Below are 19,048 nucleotides of genomic sequence, written 5' to 3' on the forward strand. Positions count from 1 at the left end.
CCTAATCCCGCTGCCGCGACCTTCTCCCCGCCAGGCGGGGCGAAGGGATGTGCGGCAGGCAGATGAGGGGCTTCCGCCGTTATCGAATCTAGAACGCGTTGAACGTCAGCGTCGTCAGCGAGCGGGTGATGCCGGGGACGGTGGCGATGTTGTCGTTGATGAATTTACCGATGTCCTGGCCCTCCTCGATATAGACCTTGATGATCAGATCGTAGTCGCCGGATGTGGAGTACATTTCCGAGACGATTTCCTTGCGGTAGATCGCGTCTGCGACGTCATAGGTCTTGCCGGGGGCGCATTGCAGCTGAACGAAGATCGGCTTCATGGTGGCTGGTCCTTGAGATGTTTCGGACGACATAGGGCAGAATCGCGGCCTATGGAACCGTGCCTCATGCCTGAAGCATCCGGCCCGCAGGAGAAGAGACAACCGTCTTGTCTCAATCGCGCCGGAAGGCCACGCTGGCGGCCCAGCCGGTGACGACGGCGAGGAGGACGGCGAAAAGACCGTAGAAGAAGGGCTGCTTGTGGGCGGCCTCGGTGATCGCGGCTTCGAGACCGGTCTTGACGACCCGAAGCGGCAGGGCCTTGGCGGCCACGAACACGCCATCGCGAAACAGGTAGGCGCGCACGACGTGAACGCCGTTGGGCACGTCGGCCGGCAGGCGCACGGAGGCCTTGAACAGGCTGGCGGAGATGAACTGCACACCGCCGGGATCGCGCTGATAGACGCCGCTCGTTTCGCGCAGGCGGCGGAAGGCGCTGCGAAACTCGGTGACGCTGCTGCCATCGCCGATATAGCCGATCGGGCTCAGCGTCATGTGCGAGACGCCGATGCCCATATTGTTCATCTCATTGGCGGGGGCGATGGCATCGATGTCGCGCGTGCTCGACAGGGAATAGGACTCCGGCACGAGTTCGAAGGTCATCGACTGCGTGTTGACCCAGATGCCGAAGACGCGGCGTTTCTTGCGGACGGTCGCGCTCTCCTTGGGCCCCTCCAGCGAGACGACGATATTATATTTCCCCTGCGCCAGGAGATCGGGTGCGAAACCGTCGATCGCCCCGAAGATGGTCAGGTCGGCACCGCGGAAGTCGGAGGTGATGGCGATCTCGTCGGTGGAGATACCGATATCGAGCTTTTCCGCGAATTCCTCGGCACCGGTTTGCGCCGCTGCGGGGACTGAGAGCATGAGGATTGCGAAAAGGCCTGCGAGAAGGGGGCGCATCAGAAGCCGGTCCCCGACGAGATGACCGAATAGATATCGGCGGGCGGCAGGACGAGTTCGACCGCAAGGCGGATACCGACGGCCAGGACCAGCAGGGCGAGAAGCGCCCGCAGCTGTTCGCCGCGCAGCTTCTGGCCGACGCGTACGCCATATTGCGCCCCGATGACCCCGGCGATCATCAGCACGAACGCGAGCACGATATCGACCGTGTAGTTGGCCGTCGCCTGGACGATGACGGTGTAGGCAGAGACGAAGATGATCTGGAACAGCGACGTCCCCACGACGACGTTGGTCGGAATGCGCAGGAGATAGATCATGGCGGGCACCATGATGAAGCCGCCGCCGACCCCCATCACGGAGGTGAGGATGCCGATGCAGAAGCCGAGACCGGCCACCGGAATGATGCTGAGATAGATCTTCGATTTCTTGAACCGGACCTTGAGCGGCAGCCGGTGGATCCAGCCGTGGTGGCCGGGACGGCGGAGCGGCATGGCCTCGTTGCGCTTGGCGCGCCGCAGCGCATTGATGCTTTCGGCCAGCATCAGCGAGCCGACGGAGCCGAGCAGCAGCACATAGGCAAGCGAGATCACCAGATCGAGCTGACCGATACGACGCAATGCGGCGAAGATCCAGATGCCGAGGGTGGCGCCAGCCAGACCCCCGAGCAGGAGAACGGTCCCGAGCTTGATATCGATGGTGCCGCGGCGGAAATGGGTGATGGCGCCGGAGATGGAGGAGGCGACGACCTGGTTTGCGCCGGTGGCGACGGCAACGACCGGCGGTATATTGTAGAAGATCAGGAGAGGCGTGATCAGAAATCCGCCGCCGACGCCGAACATGCCGGAGAGAAAGCCGACGGCCGCCCCCATGCCGAGGATGATCAGCACGTTCACCGACAGTTCCGCAATGGGCAGGTAGATCGTCACGGCCGGACCTCAAGCATCAAACAGTTCGCAAACGCGGCAGCGCGACCGCTCAGAGGTCGCGCCGTTTGCCTCACTATGCACCGGGCTGCTGGATAATGTCTAAACGACGGCCGATTTTCAGACTTTGCTTCAGCCGTTGCGCTTCAACAGTTCCTTGACGAGCGCGTCGGTGATGCGGCCGTTCGGCTCCTGGCCGATCGATGTCTGGAACGCCTTGATGGCGGTGACCGTCTTGGCGCCGAGCGCCCCGTCCGGCGTGCCGGCATCGAAGCCGTTATTGTTGAGGATCGCCTGGATGTTGCGGACGGCCTTCTTCATATCGACCGAGGACGTCTTGGTGCCCTTGCCGACCCAGGTATCGGGAACGGTCGTGTCGTTGCCCTTCGGATCGAGTGCGGCGGGCTTCCAGGCGGCGACCTTGGCCTTGGCGGCCGTCATCTGGTCGGGAGACAGTTCCTTTTCGACCTGATCGCGCTTCTGCGCCGCGTCCGTATCGCCATCCGCAGCCGCGACCGCAAACCATTTGTAGGATTCCACGAGGTCCTTGGCGACGCCATTGCCACGGGCGTAGAGAATGGCGAGGTTGAACTGGCTGTCGCGCACGCCGAGATCGGCGGCCTTTGCAAACCACATGCTGGCAAGCGTGAAGTCCGGATTGGTTCCGTTGCCGCTGGCCAGCATGACCGCGAGATTGTGCATGGCATTCGCGTTGCCGCTTTCGGCCGCCTGCTGATAGAGCGCGCGGGCCTTGGCGGGATCGCGGGGAACGCCGGTGCCCTTTTCATAAAGGCTGCCGAGGCGATACTGCGCGGGCACCACGCCGGCATCCGCCGCGCGCTGGTACCATTCCGCAGCCTTGGCGAAGTCGGCCTTGACGCCGCGACCTTCGGTATAGACCGCGCCGATTTCGAAATAGGCCTTGGGATCACCGGCGCGGGCCGCATCGGCGAGTGCTGCCGGTACGATCTCGGCGGGGACATCGATGCTGGTCGCTGCCGCGGGTGCCACCGTCGAAGAGGCTCCGGGAGTTGAGGCTTCTGCGGCAGGTGCCATCGCCTCAGTCTCGGGCTGCGCGGTCATGGAGGCTGCGCCCTCCGTCGCTCCGCCCTGCGGCTGCAACGAACTGAGCGGCGCGACGCCTTCATCCCTGGCCTCGGGAGGAGTATCGGTCGTCGGCGCAGCGAGAGCCGGTGACGGCTCGGCTGGTGCCTGTTCGACAGGGGCTTGTTCAGCGAGCGCCGCATCGCGATCGGCCGGCGTTTCGATGGCGGTGACCGGCGCTGCGGCCTGCTCGTTCTTCATCAGCGTGCTGACGAGCGGATAGGAAAGGATGGCGAGCAGCACGGCGCCGACGGCCATGAGGATCGGACGACGATGACGGGCAAGAGCGCTCGGAGCCGCCCCCGGACGCGCCGCCGTGCGATTGCCGGTATCAACTTCCTGGGCTGCCTGCTGGGCCGCGCGCCGGGCTGCCGCGATGAAATCCGACTTGTCGCTTTCGCTTGCGACGGGCGGGCGCACCGCCTGGCCCGCGCGCACGCGCTCCAGGATTTTCTTGACATCCGGCGTGCCGGAGCCCGGCTCCAGGAGCTGATTGGCGGCATCGGGATTGATGGTCTCGAGCGCATCGATCGACGGCGTCGGATCGACGAAGCGGCGCTCGACGGGAGCTGCCGGCTTGGCACGCTTGGCCGAAAAGCGGCTGGTGAGACCGGAGAGAAGGCCGGTGCGGGCAGCAGGCGCATCGACATTAGGGGCGTCGGCCGGCACCAGGTCTGCGGGCTCGCGCAGTTCCGCAACGCCGAAATGCGGGGCTTCCGCGCCAGCATTCTCGGAGACGTGCACGTCGTGGTCGCGAAGGTCCATCGGCATCCGCGCCGACATATCGGCGGGCATCGCGACGGTGGCGCGCATGGTGCGCGTCAGATCGGCGTAGCTGTCGTCACCCTCGTCGCGCTCCAGAAAAACTGGCGTTTCGGCGCGCGGCATCGGGGCACCCGTGTCGCGGCGACCGAAGGCGGGTGCCGCCTCGTCGCGGAGCGCCGGCGCTAAGGCGCGCTCCTCGATGCGCTCCAGCTTGTCGGCGATGTGCACGAGCGTTTCGTGCAGGGCCTCGAAGGTGCGGGCGGTGCGCTCGTCGCTGGAGCGGCTCAGGTCTTCGAGCGTCTTCAGGTCATCGGCAAGCGCCGAGATGGCGGCGATATCGGCGATGGCCGGGGACGCCGACTGCGTCATGCCGTTGCGCGTATAGGCTTCCATCACGGCTTCGGCCGCCTGACGGGCTGCTTCGATGATGTATTCGTCGCTGGAGGCGAGATAATCCTCCAGCGCATTCATGCGCCCCTCGACCTCTGCGGGCACGGCGGGTGCCGTCTCGCGCGGCTGGCTGATGAGGAAGGAGAGATTGGCGATCTGGTCCTGCAGGCTGCGCAGCACCTCGCCATCGTCGTAAGGCGCCGCATGGGTCTCGTCGAGACGCTGCGCGATGCCCGAAAGCTGGCCTTCGAGCCGCAGGAAGCGATCGTCCGACAGGGGCGCAGGGCCATCGAGATTGTCGATCCGGCGCGCGAGATCGTCGAAGCGGCGGGCGAGTGTATCGCTGACATCGCCGGTGTCGAGCGCGTCGATCTTGGCGGAGATATCGGCGAGGTGGCCGGTGAGGTCGGGCTGGGCGGAGGCGCGCTCGGCACGTTCCATCATGGCGGAGAGATGATCGAGCCGCTCTTCGAGGCGGGCGGCGGCTTCCGCGGTGAGGAGGTCTTCCACACGCGCGGACAACGCCTCGATGCGCGCGGCAAGGCCGTGATCGGCGGGATAGGCAAGATCTTCGATCTGGCGCGACAGATCGACGAGCCGGGTTTCGACGCGGGTGACGCCCGGGCTGTCGGAGGCCGAGGCCGTGCGGCCGCTCGCGACGATCGCGCGGCTGATCTCGTCGAGACGTGCATCGAGATCGGCGAACTGTTCCTGGAAGCGTCGGTCGTCCGGCTGCATGTGCCGGCCGATGAGGTCGATCGCCTGGGCGACGGCCACGAGCTTGTCTTCCAGCGCGTAAAGCGCCGGGCCGTTGTTCATGGTGCCGAGCTGCGACTTGATCTCATCCAAACGGTAGGCGAGCGCCACGAGTTCGTCGTCGCGGGCGGCATCGAACACGTTCAGCCGGTCCTCGACGCCGGTCCAGCGGCTCTCCATCCGGCGGACGCTGTCCTCGCGGGCGAGACCGTCGATCACCGCGCGCATCTCGTCGAGATCGGCCCGCAGGGCGTGGCTCTCGGACGTCGTGGGCTGGCGACCGAGATTGCCGAGCGAGAGCGACAGGCGCTGCAGGTCCTTCCGGATATCCTGCGCCAGCGCGTCGCCCTGGGTGGCGGCAGCTGCGATGCCGTGCATCTCGTTGCGCAGCGACGACATTTCGCGCGAAAGACCCTGCTCGATGTCGCGCTTGAGGTCCTGGCGAAGGCCGACCAGAGCCGTGGCGATATCGCGGACGGCTGCATCCGGCATGACGGGGGGTGCCGGCTGTGGAACGGGGCGCGGCGCGGCGCGGGCAGGCTCGCGGGCGCTCCGCAGGGATGCGTCGTCGTCATAGGCCGGCATGACATGGCGGTCGGCAGTGCGCGAGACGGCGGGGCTCGACGGCGGTACCAGGAAAGGAGCCGGTTCGGAATAGGCAGGTGCATCCGCAGACGGCGCACGGGTCTGGATGCGATGGCGCTCGGTCGCCTTTTCGAGGCGGGTGGCGCTCAGGGCGCGCTGGCGCTGCAGGATCTCGGAAATGGCGTCGGCCCGGGAGACCGGGCGTTCGGCCGCGGGACCTGCTTCGATACGGGCGGCTTCCGGCGGGCGGGTCTCGCGCTTGGCCGGCGCGATCAGGCCTTCGATGCGGGCTTCCAGCCCTTCGATCGTGCGGTTCAGGGCTTCCAGCGAGGAGCGCTCGCCGTGGCGACCGTCGAGGCGGTCATCGGCCGGGGTGCCCATCCGGGGAGGAGTTGATCGCGATCCGTTCATGTGTGCTTTCGCCTCTTGCCTGGCATTCCCCGAACGCGGCCGAAGGGTCAGGCCCCTTGAGCCGGTGTACAAGGCTGCGGACGACTCAGAACGGAACAAGCAGCATTGACCTCTCGCGCCACTTTCACGGAACGTGGTAAACAAGCCGTTAACCTCTGACCCGATTTCCGGAGTGAGCCGCAAAAAGGTTAGCGTCTACCAACGTTATGGGATCGGTCGTCGTCCGATTTCTCAGCCAAAATATCAGGGCCGTTAAATTTGACGTTTACGCGCACGTCAGTTTTTAATAGAGTGCCCTCATGAATGGCCTTTATGAGGTCCGCAGGGAGGAAGACAGTCGATGCCCATCTACAAGGCTCCGGTCGAGGATACGCTTTTCATTCTCAACGACGTGCTCGGCATCGAGCGCTACAATAACCTTCCCGGCTTCTCGGACGTGACGCCGGACATGCTGGACGCCATTGCCGGCGAAGCCGCCAAGCTTGCCGAGGAAGTGCTGTTTCCGCTGAACCTCTCGGGCGACCAGGAAGGCTGCGTCCGCCATCCCGACGGCTCGGTCACCACGCCCAAAGGCTTCAAGCACGCCTATGATCTTTACCGCGAAAGCGGCTGGCTGGGCTTGGCCGCGCCTGAAGAATTCGGCGGCCAGGGCCTGCCCTATACGCTCCATACGGCCATCGGCGAATATATGTCCTCGGCCAACATGTCGCTCATCATGTATCCGGGCCTGACGCAGGGCGCCATCGCCGCCATCATCGAGCATGGCACGGACGAGCAGCGGGCCACCTATCTGCCGAAGATGATCGCCGGCGACTGGACGGGAACGATGAACCTGACGGAGCCGCATTGCGGCACCGATCTCGGGCTTCTGCGCACCAAGGCCGTGCCGCAGGCAGATGGCAGCTACAAGATCTCCGGCCAGAAGATCTTCATCTCCGCCGGCGAACACGACCTCGCGGACAACATCATCCATCTCGTTCTCGCCCGCATCGAAGGTGCGCCCGAGGGAACCAAGGGCATCTCGCTCTTCATCGTCCCAAAATTCCTCGTGGGAGCAGACGGCACGCCCGGCGCGCGCAACGGCGCGACCTGTGGCGCCATCGAGCACAAGATGGGCATCCACGGCAATTCGACCTGTGTCATGAACTATGACGACGCGACGGGCTACCTGATCGGCGCCGCCAATCGCGGCCTGAACGCCATGTTCGTGATGATGAACGAAGCCCGTCTCGGCGTCGGCCTGCAGGGTCTCTCCGTCTCGGAAGTCGCCTACCAGAATGCCGTCGCCTATGCGCGCGAGCGCCTTCAGGGCCGCTCGCTGTCGGGCATCAAGGCGCCGGACAAGAAGGCCGATCCGCTGATCGTCCACCCCGACATTCGTCGCGTGCTGATGACGATCCGCGCCTTCAACGAGGCAAGCCGCGCGTTCACGCTGTGGACCGCGCTGAAGTCGGACATTGCGCATCGCTCGCAGGACGAGGCGGAACGCCAGACGGCGGACGATCTGCTCGGCCTCGTGACGCCCATCCTGAAAGGCGTGCTGACGGATCGCGGCTTCGACCATGCCGTCATGGCGCAGCAGGTCTATGGCGGGCACGGCTATATCGAAGAGCACGGCATGAGCCAGTATGTGCGCGATGCGCGTATCGCCATGATCTACGAGGGCGCAAACGGTATCCAGGCGCTCGACCTCGTCGGCCGCAAGCTTGGCCTGAACGGCGGACGCGCCATCATGACGCTGTTCAAGGAAATCGGCGACTTCTGCGACGAAAACCGCAGCGACGAGCAGATGACCGCCTACACCAAGGCGCTCAAGAAGAGCCTCAACGACCTGCAGTCGGCCTCCATGTGGTTCATGTCCAACGCGATGGCGAAGCCCGACAATGCCGGCGCCGGCTCGACCGACTACATGCACCTCAGCGGCCTCGTGATCCTCGGCTACATGTGGGCGAAGATGGCGAAAACGGCACAGGGGCTCCTGGCGTCGGGTGCCGGCGACCGCGAGGCCTACCTGAAGAACAAGCTGGTGACGGCGACGTTCTACATGGACCGCGTCCTGCCCGAGACGGCTCTGCGCCGCTCGCGCATCGAGGCGGGATCGGATACGCTGATGGCGCTCGACGCCGCTGCATTCTGATACGCTGCCGCAACCTCACATTTCATTGCCTCGACGAAGACATCGACGGCTTCGTGCCGACTGGGAGAACGGGATCATGACTGACGTATTCATTTACGACCATGTGCGCACGCCACGGGGTCGCGGCAAGAAGGACGGCGCCCTGCATGAGGTGCCGACGCCGCGCCTTGCCGCCCGCATGCTGGAGGCGCTGCGCGACCGCAACGGGATCGACACCAGCACCGTCGACGACATCATCATGGGTTGCGTCGATCCGGTGTACGAAGCCGGTGCCGTCATCCCCAAGGCTGCGGCCTTCGAAGCGGGCTATTCGACCCGGGCGCCCGGGATGCAGATCTCGCGTTTCTGCGCGTCCGGTCTCGATGCCGTCAATCTCGCCGCCGGCAAGATCTCACAAGGCGCGGACGACATCGTCATCGCCGGCGGGGTCGAGAGCATGTCGCGCGTCGGCATGGGCATGTCGGGCGGCGCCTGGTACATGGACCCGTCCGTTAATTTCCCCGGCTATTTCATGCCGCAGGGCGTTTCCGCCGATCTGATCGCAACGAAATACGGTTTCTCGCGCGACGATGTCGATGCCTATGCCGTCGAGAGCCAGCGCCGCGCCGGTGTCGCATGGGAGAAGGGTTACTTCGACCGGTCCGTCGTTCCGGTGAAGGACCAGAACGGTATCGTCATCCTCGCCAAGGACGAGCATATGCGTCCGACGACGACGATGCAGAACCTGGCAGGGCTCAATCCCTCCTTCCAGATGCCCGGAGAGATGGGCGGCTTCGAAGCCGTCGGCATCCAGGCGCATCCGGAAATCGAGAAGATCAACTATGTCCACCATGCCGGCAACTCCTCGGGCATCGTGGATGGCGCCGGCCTCGTCCTGCTCGGCTCCAAGGCCGGCGGCGACAGCATGGGCGCCAAGCCCCGCGCGCGCATCAAGGCCTTCGCGAATATCGGTTCCGACCCGGCACTGATGCTGACCGGCCCCGTGGACGTGACGGAAAAGCTCCTGAAGCGGGCCGGCATGAGCATCGGCGATATCGACCTGTTCGAGCTGAACGAGGCCTTTGCCGCCGTCGTGCTGCGCTACATGCAGGCCTTCGACATTTCGCACGACACGATCAACGTCAACGGCGGCGCGATCGCGCTCGGCCACCCGCTCGGCGCGACCGGCGCGATGATCCTCGGCACGGTGCTCGACGAACTGGAGCGCCGCGACCTCAACACAGCCCTCGTCACGCTCTGCATCGGCGCGGGCATGGGCACCGCCACGATCATCGAACGCGTCTGAGGGGGAGACAATCATGACTTACACCAATTTCACCATCGAAACGGACGCCGACGGCATTGCTCTCGTCACCTGGAACATGCCCGACAAGTCGATGAACGTCTTCACCCCCGAGGTCCTCAGGGAACTGACCGCCGTCAACGAGGAGATCGTCAAGGACGAGGCCGTGAAGGGCGTCGTCTTCACCTCGGGCAAATCGGCCTTTTCGGGCGGCGCCGATCTCTCGATGATCAAGGGCATGTTCACCTTTCAGGCGGAAGAAAGAAAGAAGGACCCCGACACGGCGGCCCGGAAGCTGTTCGACCTCTGCGGCGAGATGTCCGGCCTGTTCCGCACGATCGAAACCTCGGGCAAGCCATGGGTTGCCGCCATCAATGGCACCTGCATGGGCGGCGCCTTCGAGCTGGCGCTCGCCTGCCACGGTCGCGTCGCGTCCAATTCCAAGGCGGTGAAGATCGCCCTGCCCGAGGTCAAGGTCGGGATCTTTCCCGGCGCCGGCGGCACGCAGCGCGTGCCGCGCCTGACGAACGCGCAGGATGCGCTGCAGATGATGACGACCGGGCAGACGCTCACCCCGCAACGTGCCAAGGCGATGGGCCTCGTGCACGAGCTTGCGGACCCCCAGGCGCTGATAGATGCCGCCAAGGCGATGATCAAGAACGGGTTGAAGCCGGTCCAGCCCTGGGACGAAAAGGGGTTCAAGGCGCCGGGCGGCTCCATCTGGAGCCCGGCGGGTGCCCAGCTCTGGCCTGCGGCCTCCGGCATTCTGCGCCGCGAGACCTCCGGCAACTACCCAGGTGCGCTCGCCATCGTGAAATGCGTCTATGAAGGCCTCCAGGTTCCCTTCGACACGGGCCTGAGAATCGAGCAGCGCTACTTCACGCAGATCCTGCAGACCACCGAGGCCTTCTCGATGATCCGCTCGCTGTTCATTTCCACGCAGGAACTCGGCAAGGGCGCACGCCGCCCGGCCGGCGTTCCGAAAGCGGATTTCAAGCATGTGGGTGTCGTCGGCGCAGGCTTCATGGGCGCCTCCATCGCCTATGTCACGGCCGCTGCCGGCATTCCCGTCACGCTGATCGACCGCGATATCGAAGCGGCCACAAAGGGTAAGGCGCATTCCGAAGGTCTCGTGAAGGACGGCGTGGCCAAGGGCCGGATGACGCAGGAAAAGGGAGAGCAGCTTCTGGCGCTGATCACCCCGTCGGCCGATTACGCGGACCTGAAGACCGCCGACTTCGTGGTCGAGGCCGTGTTCGAAGACCGCAAGGTCAAGAAGGACGTGATCGAAGCCGTCGAAGCCGTGCTCTCGCCCGATGCGATCTTCGCATCCAACACCTCGACGCTGCCGATCACAGGTCTGGCCGGCAATTCCAAGCGTCCCGCCCAGTTCATCGGCGTCCACTTCTTCTCGCCGGTCGAGAAGATGATGCTGACCGAGGTCATTCTGGGCAAGGAAACCGGCGATGCGGCGCTTGCCCGGGCACTCGATTACGTCGCGGCGATCAAGAAGACCCCGATCGTCGTCAACGACACGCGCGGCTTCTACGTTAACCGCTGCGTCTTCCGCTATATCCACGAAGCCTATGACATGCTGATCGAAGGCGTTCCGGCCGTGATGATCGAGAACGTTGCCAAGATGGCCGGCATGCCGGTCGGCCCGCTGTCGCTCAACGACGAGGTGGCGATCGACCTATCCCAGAAGATCCTGAAGGCGACCGTTGCCGATCTCGGCGAGCAGGCCGTCGATCCGGCGCATCTGTCGCTCGTCAACAAACTGGTCGACGATCTCGACCGGCGCGGACGCAAGAACGGCAGAGGTTTTTACGATTATCCCGCAAAGCCGGCAAAGAAGCACATCTGGGCCGGGCTGAAGGATCTCTATCCGCAGAAGCCGGCGGACGGTATCGACGTGCAGACCCTGAAAGACCGCTTCCTCGTGACCATCGCGCTCGAAGCCGCTCGTACCGTCGAAGAAGGCATCGTCACCGATCCGCGGGAAGCCGATGTCGGCTCCATCCTCGGCTTCGGCTTTGCGCCCTATACGGGGGGAACGCTGTCCTACATCGACGGCATGGGCGCCAAGGCCTTCGTCGCGCTCTGCGAAAAGCTGGCCGCAACCTACGGCGACCACTTCGCGCCCACAGCCCTGCTCAAGGACATGGCGGCCAAGGGCGAGACGTTCTACGGCCGCTTCGATCCCTATGTGAAGATCGCGGCGGCAGCCTGATCGGGCTGACAGCGACCCTTCGCATCGCGCGCAACGCTATCGAACCCCAGGCATCATTACCTGGGGTTTCATCGTTTAGCTGCCTGCGCCGCCGATGCCTCGCAACAGCAGACGGCATGAAAAAGCCGGCGCATCACCTGCGCCGGCTTTCCCTTTATTCAGTTATTCAGTGGATCAGCCTCAAGCTGCCTGGATGGCCGAGACCTGCCACTGCGTGTTGGGGCGGCGGAAGAAGGTCCAGACTTCCGTGGCTTCGGTCGGGCGATCCGGGTCGCCTTCGACGACCTTGCCTGTGTCGCGGTCGCGCGTGACGTCGATGCTCTCGTAGCGCATCGCAACCGTTGCGAACTCGCCGGCGTCCTCTCTCCAGGATTCGGACAGATCGCCCTGGAGAAGACGAACATCGCGAACCTCGTTGCGCAGACCCTTCGTGGCATTCTCGCTCAGTTCTTCGGCGAGCCAGGACATGGCTTCGGGTGTCGTCAGGCGGCGCAGCGCACCATAGTCTTCCGCACCATAGGCTGTCTGAACCTCCTTGAGCATGGTCTCAAAACGTTCCAGATCGGCCTGACCGATGCCGAGTTCGTCCGAGACGGCGGCGGAGCGGGCCTGCTGCGCCTGCGGTGCGGCACCGCCGCCGATCCGCGGGATGGCAAAACCGGGACCGCGCGCGGCCTGTGCACTGCCGCGCTGCGGATCGTTTGCCGCCTCGCGGGCATAGCCGTTATAGCCGTTGTTGTTCGGATTGCCGCCGGCAGCGCCAGTACCGGCACCAGCACGACCGGTCGCGGGCTGCTGCTGGCGATTGCGCAGGAAACGCATCAGCAGCATCGCGGCACCGGCGATCAGCGCCAGCTGCAACAGCATGCCGAGGAAGCCAGCCGCACCGCCAAAGCCATTGCCCATCATCATGCCGAGCAGACCGCCGAGCGCGAGACCGCCGAGCAGCGAACCACCGAAGCCGCCGAAGAAGCCGCCGGGACGACGCGCCGGCGCGGTCTGGGCAGCACCCGGCTGGTTCTGGGCAGCATTCGGGCGCGTCGCCTGCGGCGTCATGGTGCGGTCGATCGGAGCCGTGGTATTCGGCGCCGTGCGGGTGACGGGCGGTGCAGAGAAGGTGCGCGTGCCGCGGCTACCAAAGCCGCCACCTGCTCGGCGCGCTTCGGCAAAATCCGTCGCCGTGATGACGAGCGTCATCGCGACCGCCGACAAAACCGCAAACTTCTTCAATCCTGACATGCCTCATCCCCATTATCGTTCAACCGGGTCGAGAGACCCGCATGCTGGATATATGGGCATAAGCACCGCGTCTTGAAAGGGTTTTGCGCCGCGTTCACGAAAACGGCATCGCCCGTGAGAGGGTTTCCCGTTACGATCCCGGCGTTCGCACGGGGGGCTGCGCCTTTCGTGCCTCCATGCCTTTTGTCAGTTCGTGAGGTCGTAGGGAACGCGGTAACCGTTCGTCTCCAGCCAGGCGATCAGGGCTTTCGGCTCATCCGTCTGAATGATGGTGGCGCCGCGGTCGATCCAGAAGCCCCAGCTTTCCAGCGGCCTGCCCTCGATCACGGCCCGCTCGTCGCCGCGGCCGCCCGCCTGCATGCCCGGCGCCCGGTTGATGATCGTGTAGGTGTTGACCCATTGGTGCCAGTTTCCCCGGATCGCGGCGGCGCGAGCCTTTGCGGAGAAGAGAACGCCGCCATCGGTCGTCTGCGGTGCGTCGTCGGCGTGCCAGTTGACCAGTTCCGCCGCCGGCGCGCCGAAGCTCGCCGTTGCCTTCGCCATGAAATCCGCATCGTGCACGGCGTCGTCCGCCAGGATCGGCAGGAAGGTCACATCGGGACCGATCGCGGTCATCACCGCTTTTGCCTCGGCGATCCGCTTGTCGTTCCAGAGGTTTTCCTTGACGAGGATCTGCTCCGCCATGCCCAGCCGACGGGCGAGCGTGGCGACCTCGGGCAGGATGTCCGGCGTCAGCTTGTTGTCGATGTTGACGAGGATGCGGCCGCGGGTCGCCAGCAGGGCCTCCTCCAGGGTCGGGACCGTCTCCTCCGTCGCGCGACCGTCGGCTTCGACCACGAGGCGGCAGGCCCGGAGCGTCGCCAGCGGCGTCTTGCGGGTTTCGCCGCGACACGTCGTCGTGCGATCGAGAAAGTCGTCATGCATGAGAACGAGCGTGCCGTCGGATGACTTGCGAATGTCGAGCTCGATCATCTCGGCACCGAGCGCGATGGCGTTGCGAATCGCATCGAGCGAGTTCTCCGCCCGGATCATGCGGCCGTTTTCCTTCCAGCCCGTCCGGTGCGCGACCACCATAATGTGGCTGCGCCAGGCGTTGGCATTCTGCAGCCGGTCGAGGATCTGGATGGTCCGCGTATTATCGACCGCCCGAGCGGGCCAGGTGGCGACGACGGCGACGCAGCAGGCGACTGCGGAAAGAAGGACACCGGTCCAGCGCATCGTGCAAGCCCTTTGGACGGTTGCGGGTCCGCTGGGCTTAGAATCCGGCCGTGACAGCGCCGTGAAGCTGCGATGACGGAAGCATGAAGTCTGCCGGGTTGCTGCAGACCGCGCTTGGGCCTCAGTCTATCGGGACGCCTCGTTTGCGCGCATCGGCATGCTGTCGATCAGGCCGAACAGCTGGTCCGGGGCCACGGGTCTGTCGGCGCGGAGCTTGATGCCGCCGTCCTTGCCGATGAGGATCGCGGCGAAGCGGGTGTCCTCCTGGATGCCGGCGTCCTTGCGCAGCTCTGCCGCCGTCACGGTGCCGGCCGCGCCGAAGATGGGCTTCACCGCGTCGCCGTTGACCTCGATGATGACCATGTCACGTTCCGAGAGGGCGGGTCGATCCTCGAGGAGCAGGCGTCTCTGCTCGGCGGCATCGGAATTTCCCGGGTTTGCGAAGACGATCAGGACACGGTTCTTCCAGCCGAAGGTATCTAGACCGGCAGCGACGGCGGGGAACGGGCCACCGGCAACGAAAATGGCAAGCGCTGTTGCCTTCAGAATGCGGATCATCGGGGGATCTCCTTTAAGCGCGGAAACGCCGCGCAGCCGCACGGCGTTCCGTCACATCCCCGTCAGTCGCGGCCCGATTCAGGCGAGAAACGTCTCGTAGAGCAGCTTGAGATTGAGCACGACGATGATGCTGGCGACGATCCAGGCGAGCGCGCCGACCCAGCGAGAGACGACGAAGGTGCCCATCTTCTCGCGGTCGGTGACGAAGCTGACGAGCGGGATGACGGCGAAGGGCAGTTGCATGGAGAGCACGACCTGGCTCAGCACCAGCAGCTCTGCCGTGCCGCTTTCACCATAGAGATAGGTGATGACGACGACCGGCACGATCGCGATGCCGCGGGTGATCAGACGGCGGGCCCAATTGGGGATGGTCAGCCGCAGAAACCCTTCCATGACGATCTGGCCGGCGAGCGTTGCGGTCACCGTCGAATTGAGGCCAGAGGCGAGAAGTGCCACGGCAAAGAGCGTCGAGGCGATGCCGAGACCGAGCAGCGGCGAGAGAAGCTCATAGGCCTGCTCGATTTCCGCGACATCGGTGCGGCCGTTGGCATGAAAGACGGAGGCCGCGACGATGAGGATGGCGGCATTGATGAACAGTGCCAGCATGAGGGCGATCGTGCTGTCGAGCGTTGCCCACTTGATAGCCTCGCGCTTGCCCGGCTCGGTGCGCTCGAACTTGCGCGTCTGGACGATGGACGAGTGGAGGTAGAGATTGTGCGGCATGACGGTCGCGCCGATGATGCCGATGGCGATGTAGAGCATGGCCGGATTGGTGACGACCTCCGTCGATGGCAGGAAGCCCTGGAGAACGGCCGCGACAGGCGGTGCCGCCGCTGCGATCTGGACGACGAAGCAGAGGGCGATGATGCCGAGCAGTGCCATGACGAAGGCTTCCAGGAAGCGAAAGCCCTTCTGCATCAGATAGAGAAGCAGGATCGCGTCGAGAGCGGTGATCAGCGCGCCGGCGATCAGGGGTATGCCGAACAGAAGCTTCAGCGCGATCGCCGTGCCGATGACCTCGGCAAGATCGCAGGCGATGATGGCAAGTTCGCAGGCGATCCAGAGAACGAAGCCGACGGGCTTCGGATAGGCATCGCGACAGGCCTGTGCCAGATCGCGGCCGGTGGCGATGCCGAGACGCGCGGCCAGCGCCTGCAGCAGGATGGCCATGAGATTGGAAAGAAGAATGACCGTGAGCAGCGTGTAGCCGAACTGGGCGCCACCGGCGATGTCGGTCGCCCAGTTGCCCGGGTCCATATAGCCGACGGACACCATGTAGCCCGGACCGACGAAGGCAAGGAACCGCCGGAACCACGTACCGCCTGTGGGCACTGCTATGGTCGAATGCACGTCGGCGAGGCTCTGCCGCCCCTCCTCTTCCGAATGATTGAAACGCCAGCTGGGGCGGGTTTCGCGCTGGTTCAGAAGAATTTCGGGGGTGGCCATCGGGGCAGTCTCCGGATGCGGATCGGCGTCAATAGGCCAAAACTAGGGCAGGCCCCAACATTATGCAATAGGCTATATTTCATCGACCTTGCTTTTTTCCGCAGTGCAGCGTCAGCCTCCGTCGCCCCTCGTCCGGCCGACCCTCGTCCGATTGTGGAGGCGCGCAGAAAGCCATTCGGCAAATGCCGGCTTGCATGCTAGACACGCGAAAACCGGATGCATGTGACGCTTGACATGCGAACTCGAAGGATGAGGAATACGTGGCGCGCAGAACCATTCCCCGCGCGGATCCCCTTCCCGACGCGGACACGCACTCCGAAGGCTTTCGCCAGACGCGGCAGGCGCTGCGCGGCGCCCTTGTCGAGGATTATGTCGAGCTGATTGCCGACCTGATCGATGACGGCAACGAAGCCCGGCAGGTCGATATCGCCGCCCGCCTCGGCGTGGCGCAGCCGACCGTCGCCAAGATGCTGGCGCGGCTTGCGGCCGATGGTCTCGTCTCGCGAAAGCCCTATCGCGGCGTCTTCCTGACGGAGGCCGGGCAGAAGATGGCCGCCGAAAGCCGCGAGCGGCACCAGACCGTGGAACAGTTTCTGCGTTGTCTCGGGGTCAGCCCGGAAACGGCCCGCGTGGATGCCGAAGGCATCGAGCACCATGTCAGCGACGAGACGCTCGCCGCCTTCCGCCGGCTGATCGCCGACCGGTCCTAGGACATTTCCGCGATCTTTGTTTTTGCCGCATGGTCCGACGCCGAAGCGATCCCGCTTCGGCTGGAAGGCTCTAAAGCCCCAGGCAGGACAGCATGATGAAGGTGGCGAACAGCACGAAATGCGTCATGCCCTCGATGGCATTGGTCTCTCCGTCGTTGAGATTGATCGCGGCGACGATCAGCGTGATGGTGATCATCACCGTCTGCACCGGGGTCATCGCCATGATGAAGGGCTGGCCGGTATAGAGGGCGATCGCCTCCATGACCGGAACCGTGAGGATGACCGTGGAGAGCGAGGCGCCGAGCGCGATGTTGACCACCGACTGCATGTGATTGGCGAGCGCCGAGCGCATGGCCGTCATGATCTCGGGCGCGGCCGAAATGGCGGCAACGACGATGGCGGCCAGCACGGGCGGCGCGCCCGTTCCCTCCAGCCCGGTATTCAGCAGCGTCGACATGATTTCGGCGAGAACGCCGATGACGACGATGCCGAAGACGAGAATGCCGATCGAGAGCGTCGTGCTCTGGGGCTCATCGACATGACCGGCAGCACTTTCGCGGCGTGTCTTCGGATAGCTGTAACTGAAGAAATAGCTGTGCGCGCCGACCTGCATGCGCAGGAACACGGTGTAGAGCATGATCATGGCGACGATGGTGAAGGCGGAATAGAAGTGCCATTTCGCCTGCGGAATGAACTCGGGCACGATCATGGAAATGCCCATGGCCGTGAGGATCATCACGCAATAGGTGCGGCTGGAGTCGTCGTTATAGGGCTGTTCGCCATGCTTCAGTCCACCGAGAAGCGCTGCGATGCCGAGAATGCCGTTGATGTCGAGCATGACGGCGGAATAGATCGTGTCGCGCACCAGCGTCGGCGAGCTTTCCGACGAACTCATCATGATCGCGAGAATGACCACTTCGACCAGCACCGCCGACAGCGTCAGGATCATCGTGCCATAGGGATCTCCGACCTTGGTCGCCAGCCGTTCCGCATGGTGCGCGACCCGCATCGATGCAAGGATGATGGCGGCGATGAGGAACACGGCACCGGCGAGAGAGGCGGCCTGCCCCATGCCGATCAGGCTGTGTTCGGCCGAAAAACCGGCGATACCGGCCGCGATCGCAACGAGGATAAGCCACTCTGAGCGGATGAGGGTGGAGAGCACGGCGCCTCGCTCGTCTGGATGCTGGTGAGGCCGGAACGGCCCTTCAATGGTCTGAAAATGCAAGTATAGGTGCCACGACCTGCATTTCAACGAAACCACCCTGCGCAGAGATCAAGGATTATTTTCCTCGCATTCTTTACTTGATGCTGATTTTTGGCTAGTGTCCTTCCGGATAGAGGAGAGGTTCCGCTTCCCCGGATCGAGCATCCGGACCTTTCACCAGGACATCGGGTCGATGCTGTCACATGAGCGTATCTGGCATGCGATAGACGCCTTGGCGGAGCGGCACCAGATGTCGCCCTCGGGACTTGCCCGCCGTGCCGGCCTTGATCCGACATCGTTCAACAAATCCAAGCGCCAGTCCGCCGATGGACGCGAGCGCTGGCCGTCCACCGAATCCATTGCCAAGGTTCTCGACGCCACCGGCTCGACGATCAGTCAGTTCATGGAATTCCTGCGCCCGGAGGGCGACAAGAGAGTAAACGGCGTGGAGACGCTGGCGCCGTCGAGCGCCATTCCGCTTCTCGGCTTTGCCCAGGCGGGTGCCGGCGGCTTTTTCGACGATGGCGGCTTTCCCGCAGGCCAGGGCTGGGATGTGGTCGATTTTCCCGCAGCCGGCACGAAGGCGGGCGTCTATGCGCTGGAAATCCAGGGCGACAGCATGCAGCCGCTTTATCGGGACGGCGACGTTCTGATCGTGGAGCCTGGCGCGCAGGTCCGTCGCGGAGACCGTGTCGTGGTCAAGACCACCGAAGGCGAGGTCATGGCCAAGGTGCTGATGCGCCAGAGCGCGCGCAGCATCGATCTTCACTCCCTCAACCCCGAGCATCCGAACCGCAGCTTCGACCTTTCCGAGGTGGAGTGGATCGCCCGGATCATCTGGGCGAGCCAGTAGGACCGTTT

At 64.4% G+C, this 19,048-nt stretch carries 14 protein-coding genes; 5 read left to right on the forward strand and 9 right to left on the reverse strand.

Going from position 1 to position 19,048, the window contains the following annotated elements; all coding sequences use genetic code 11:
* Positions 1–88: 88 nt before the first annotated feature.
* From C8J36_RS10250 to C8J36_RS10265, 4 genes are all read right to left on the reverse strand, one after another.
* A complete protein-coding gene (locus C8J36_RS10250) occupies positions 89–325 on the reverse strand; it encodes an Lrp/AsnC ligand binding domain-containing protein (protein ID WP_132534539.1) in 237 nt (78 codons plus the stop codon).
* 112 nt (positions 326–437) lie between these two features.
* Positions 438–1,226: a TIGR02186 family protein gene (locus C8J36_RS10255; RefSeq protein ID WP_062595167.1), complete on the reverse strand. Its 789-nt coding sequence runs from the start codon at positions 1,224–1,226 to the stop codon at positions 438–440.
* Positions 1,226–2,152: a sulfite exporter TauE/SafE family protein gene (locus tag C8J36_RS10260; RefSeq protein ID WP_062595168.1), complete on the reverse strand. Its 927-nt coding sequence runs from the start codon at positions 2,150–2,152 to the stop codon at positions 1,226–1,228. The genes C8J36_RS10255 and C8J36_RS10260 overlap by 1 nt, the downstream gene beginning before the upstream one ends.
* Positions 2,153–2,281: 129 nt before the next feature.
* Entirely contained in the window at positions 2,282–6,160 is a 3,879-nt protein-coding gene (locus C8J36_RS10265) for a peptidoglycan-binding protein (protein WP_132534541.1), read from the reverse strand.
* Positions 6,161–6,500: 340 nt separating this feature from the next.
* Between C8J36_RS10265 and C8J36_RS10270 the strand changes: the two genes are divergently transcribed.
* The 3 genes from C8J36_RS10270 to C8J36_RS10280 all read left to right on the forward strand — a co-directional run bounded on the left by C8J36_RS10270 (position 6,501) and on the right by C8J36_RS10280 (position 11,809).
* Positions 6,501–8,297: an acyl-CoA dehydrogenase C-terminal domain-containing protein gene (locus C8J36_RS10270; protein WP_132534543.1), complete on the forward strand. Its 1,797-nt coding sequence runs from the start codon at positions 6,501–6,503 to the stop codon at positions 8,295–8,297.
* Between the two features lie 76 nt (positions 8,298–8,373).
* Positions 8,374–9,582, forward strand: coding sequence for an acetyl-CoA C-acetyltransferase (locus C8J36_RS10275; protein WP_062595171.1), 1,209 nt, complete (start codon positions 8,374–8,376; stop codon positions 9,580–9,582).
* Between the two features lie 13 nt (positions 9,583–9,595).
* Positions 9,596–11,809 carry an FAD-dependent oxidoreductase gene (locus tag C8J36_RS10280; RefSeq protein ID WP_132534545.1) on the forward strand — a complete coding sequence of 738 codons (2,214 nt, stop codon included), beginning with the start codon at positions 9,596–9,598 and terminating at the stop codon, positions 11,807–11,809.
* Between the two features lie 180 nt (positions 11,810–11,989).
* Here the strand turns inward: C8J36_RS10280 and C8J36_RS10285 are convergent, their stop codons facing one another.
* From C8J36_RS10285 to C8J36_RS10300, 4 genes are all read right to left on the reverse strand, one after another.
* The gene (locus tag C8J36_RS10285; RefSeq protein ID WP_132534547.1) at positions 11,990–13,048 is read right to left on the reverse strand and encodes a Tim44 domain-containing protein; all 1,059 of its coding nucleotides are present in this window, start codon (positions 13,046–13,048) and stop codon (positions 11,990–11,992) included.
* Positions 13,049–13,234: 186 nt separating this feature from the next.
* Positions 13,235–14,266, reverse strand: a complete 1,032-nt coding sequence (locus C8J36_RS10290) for a glycerophosphodiester phosphodiesterase family protein (RefSeq protein WP_132534549.1) — start codon at positions 14,264–14,266, stop codon at positions 13,235–13,237.
* Between the two features lie 126 nt (positions 14,267–14,392).
* Positions 14,393–14,824: a DUF4174 domain-containing protein gene (locus tag C8J36_RS10295; protein ID WP_132534551.1), complete on the reverse strand. Its 432-nt coding sequence runs from the start codon at positions 14,822–14,824 to the stop codon at positions 14,393–14,395.
* Positions 14,825–14,902: 78 nt separating this feature from the next.
* The gene (locus C8J36_RS10300) at positions 14,903–16,270 is read right to left on the reverse strand and encodes an Nramp family divalent metal transporter (protein WP_062595176.1); all 1,368 of its coding nucleotides are present in this window, start codon (positions 16,268–16,270) and stop codon (positions 14,903–14,905) included.
* 260 nt (positions 16,271–16,530) lie between these two features.
* Between C8J36_RS10300 and mntR the strand changes: the two genes are divergently transcribed.
* The gene (mntR, locus tag C8J36_RS10305; protein WP_062595177.1) at positions 16,531–16,980 is read left to right on the forward strand and encodes a manganese-binding transcriptional regulator MntR; all 450 of its coding nucleotides are present in this window, start codon (positions 16,531–16,533) and stop codon (positions 16,978–16,980) included.
* 70 nt (positions 16,981–17,050) lie between these two features.
* Here mntR and C8J36_RS10310 read toward each other — a convergent pair whose 3' ends face one another.
* Positions 17,051–18,145 carry a calcium:proton antiporter gene (locus tag C8J36_RS10310; RefSeq protein WP_245506519.1) on the reverse strand — a complete coding sequence of 365 codons (1,095 nt, stop codon included), beginning with the start codon at positions 18,143–18,145 and terminating at the stop codon, positions 17,051–17,053.
* A gap of 235 nt (positions 18,146–18,380) precedes the next feature.
* Between C8J36_RS10310 and C8J36_RS10315 the strand changes: the two genes are divergently transcribed.
* Positions 18,381–19,040 (forward strand): helix-turn-helix transcriptional regulator, encoded by a 660-nt coding sequence (locus tag C8J36_RS10315; protein WP_062595179.1) that lies wholly within the window; start codon positions 18,381–18,383, stop codon positions 19,038–19,040.
* The last annotated feature ends 8 nt before the right edge of the window (positions 19,041–19,048 follow it).

Source organism: Rhizobium sp. PP-F2F-G48 (genome assembly GCF_004342335.1).
Taxonomy (GTDB): domain Bacteria; phylum Pseudomonadota; class Alphaproteobacteria; order Rhizobiales; family Rhizobiaceae; genus Ferranicluibacter.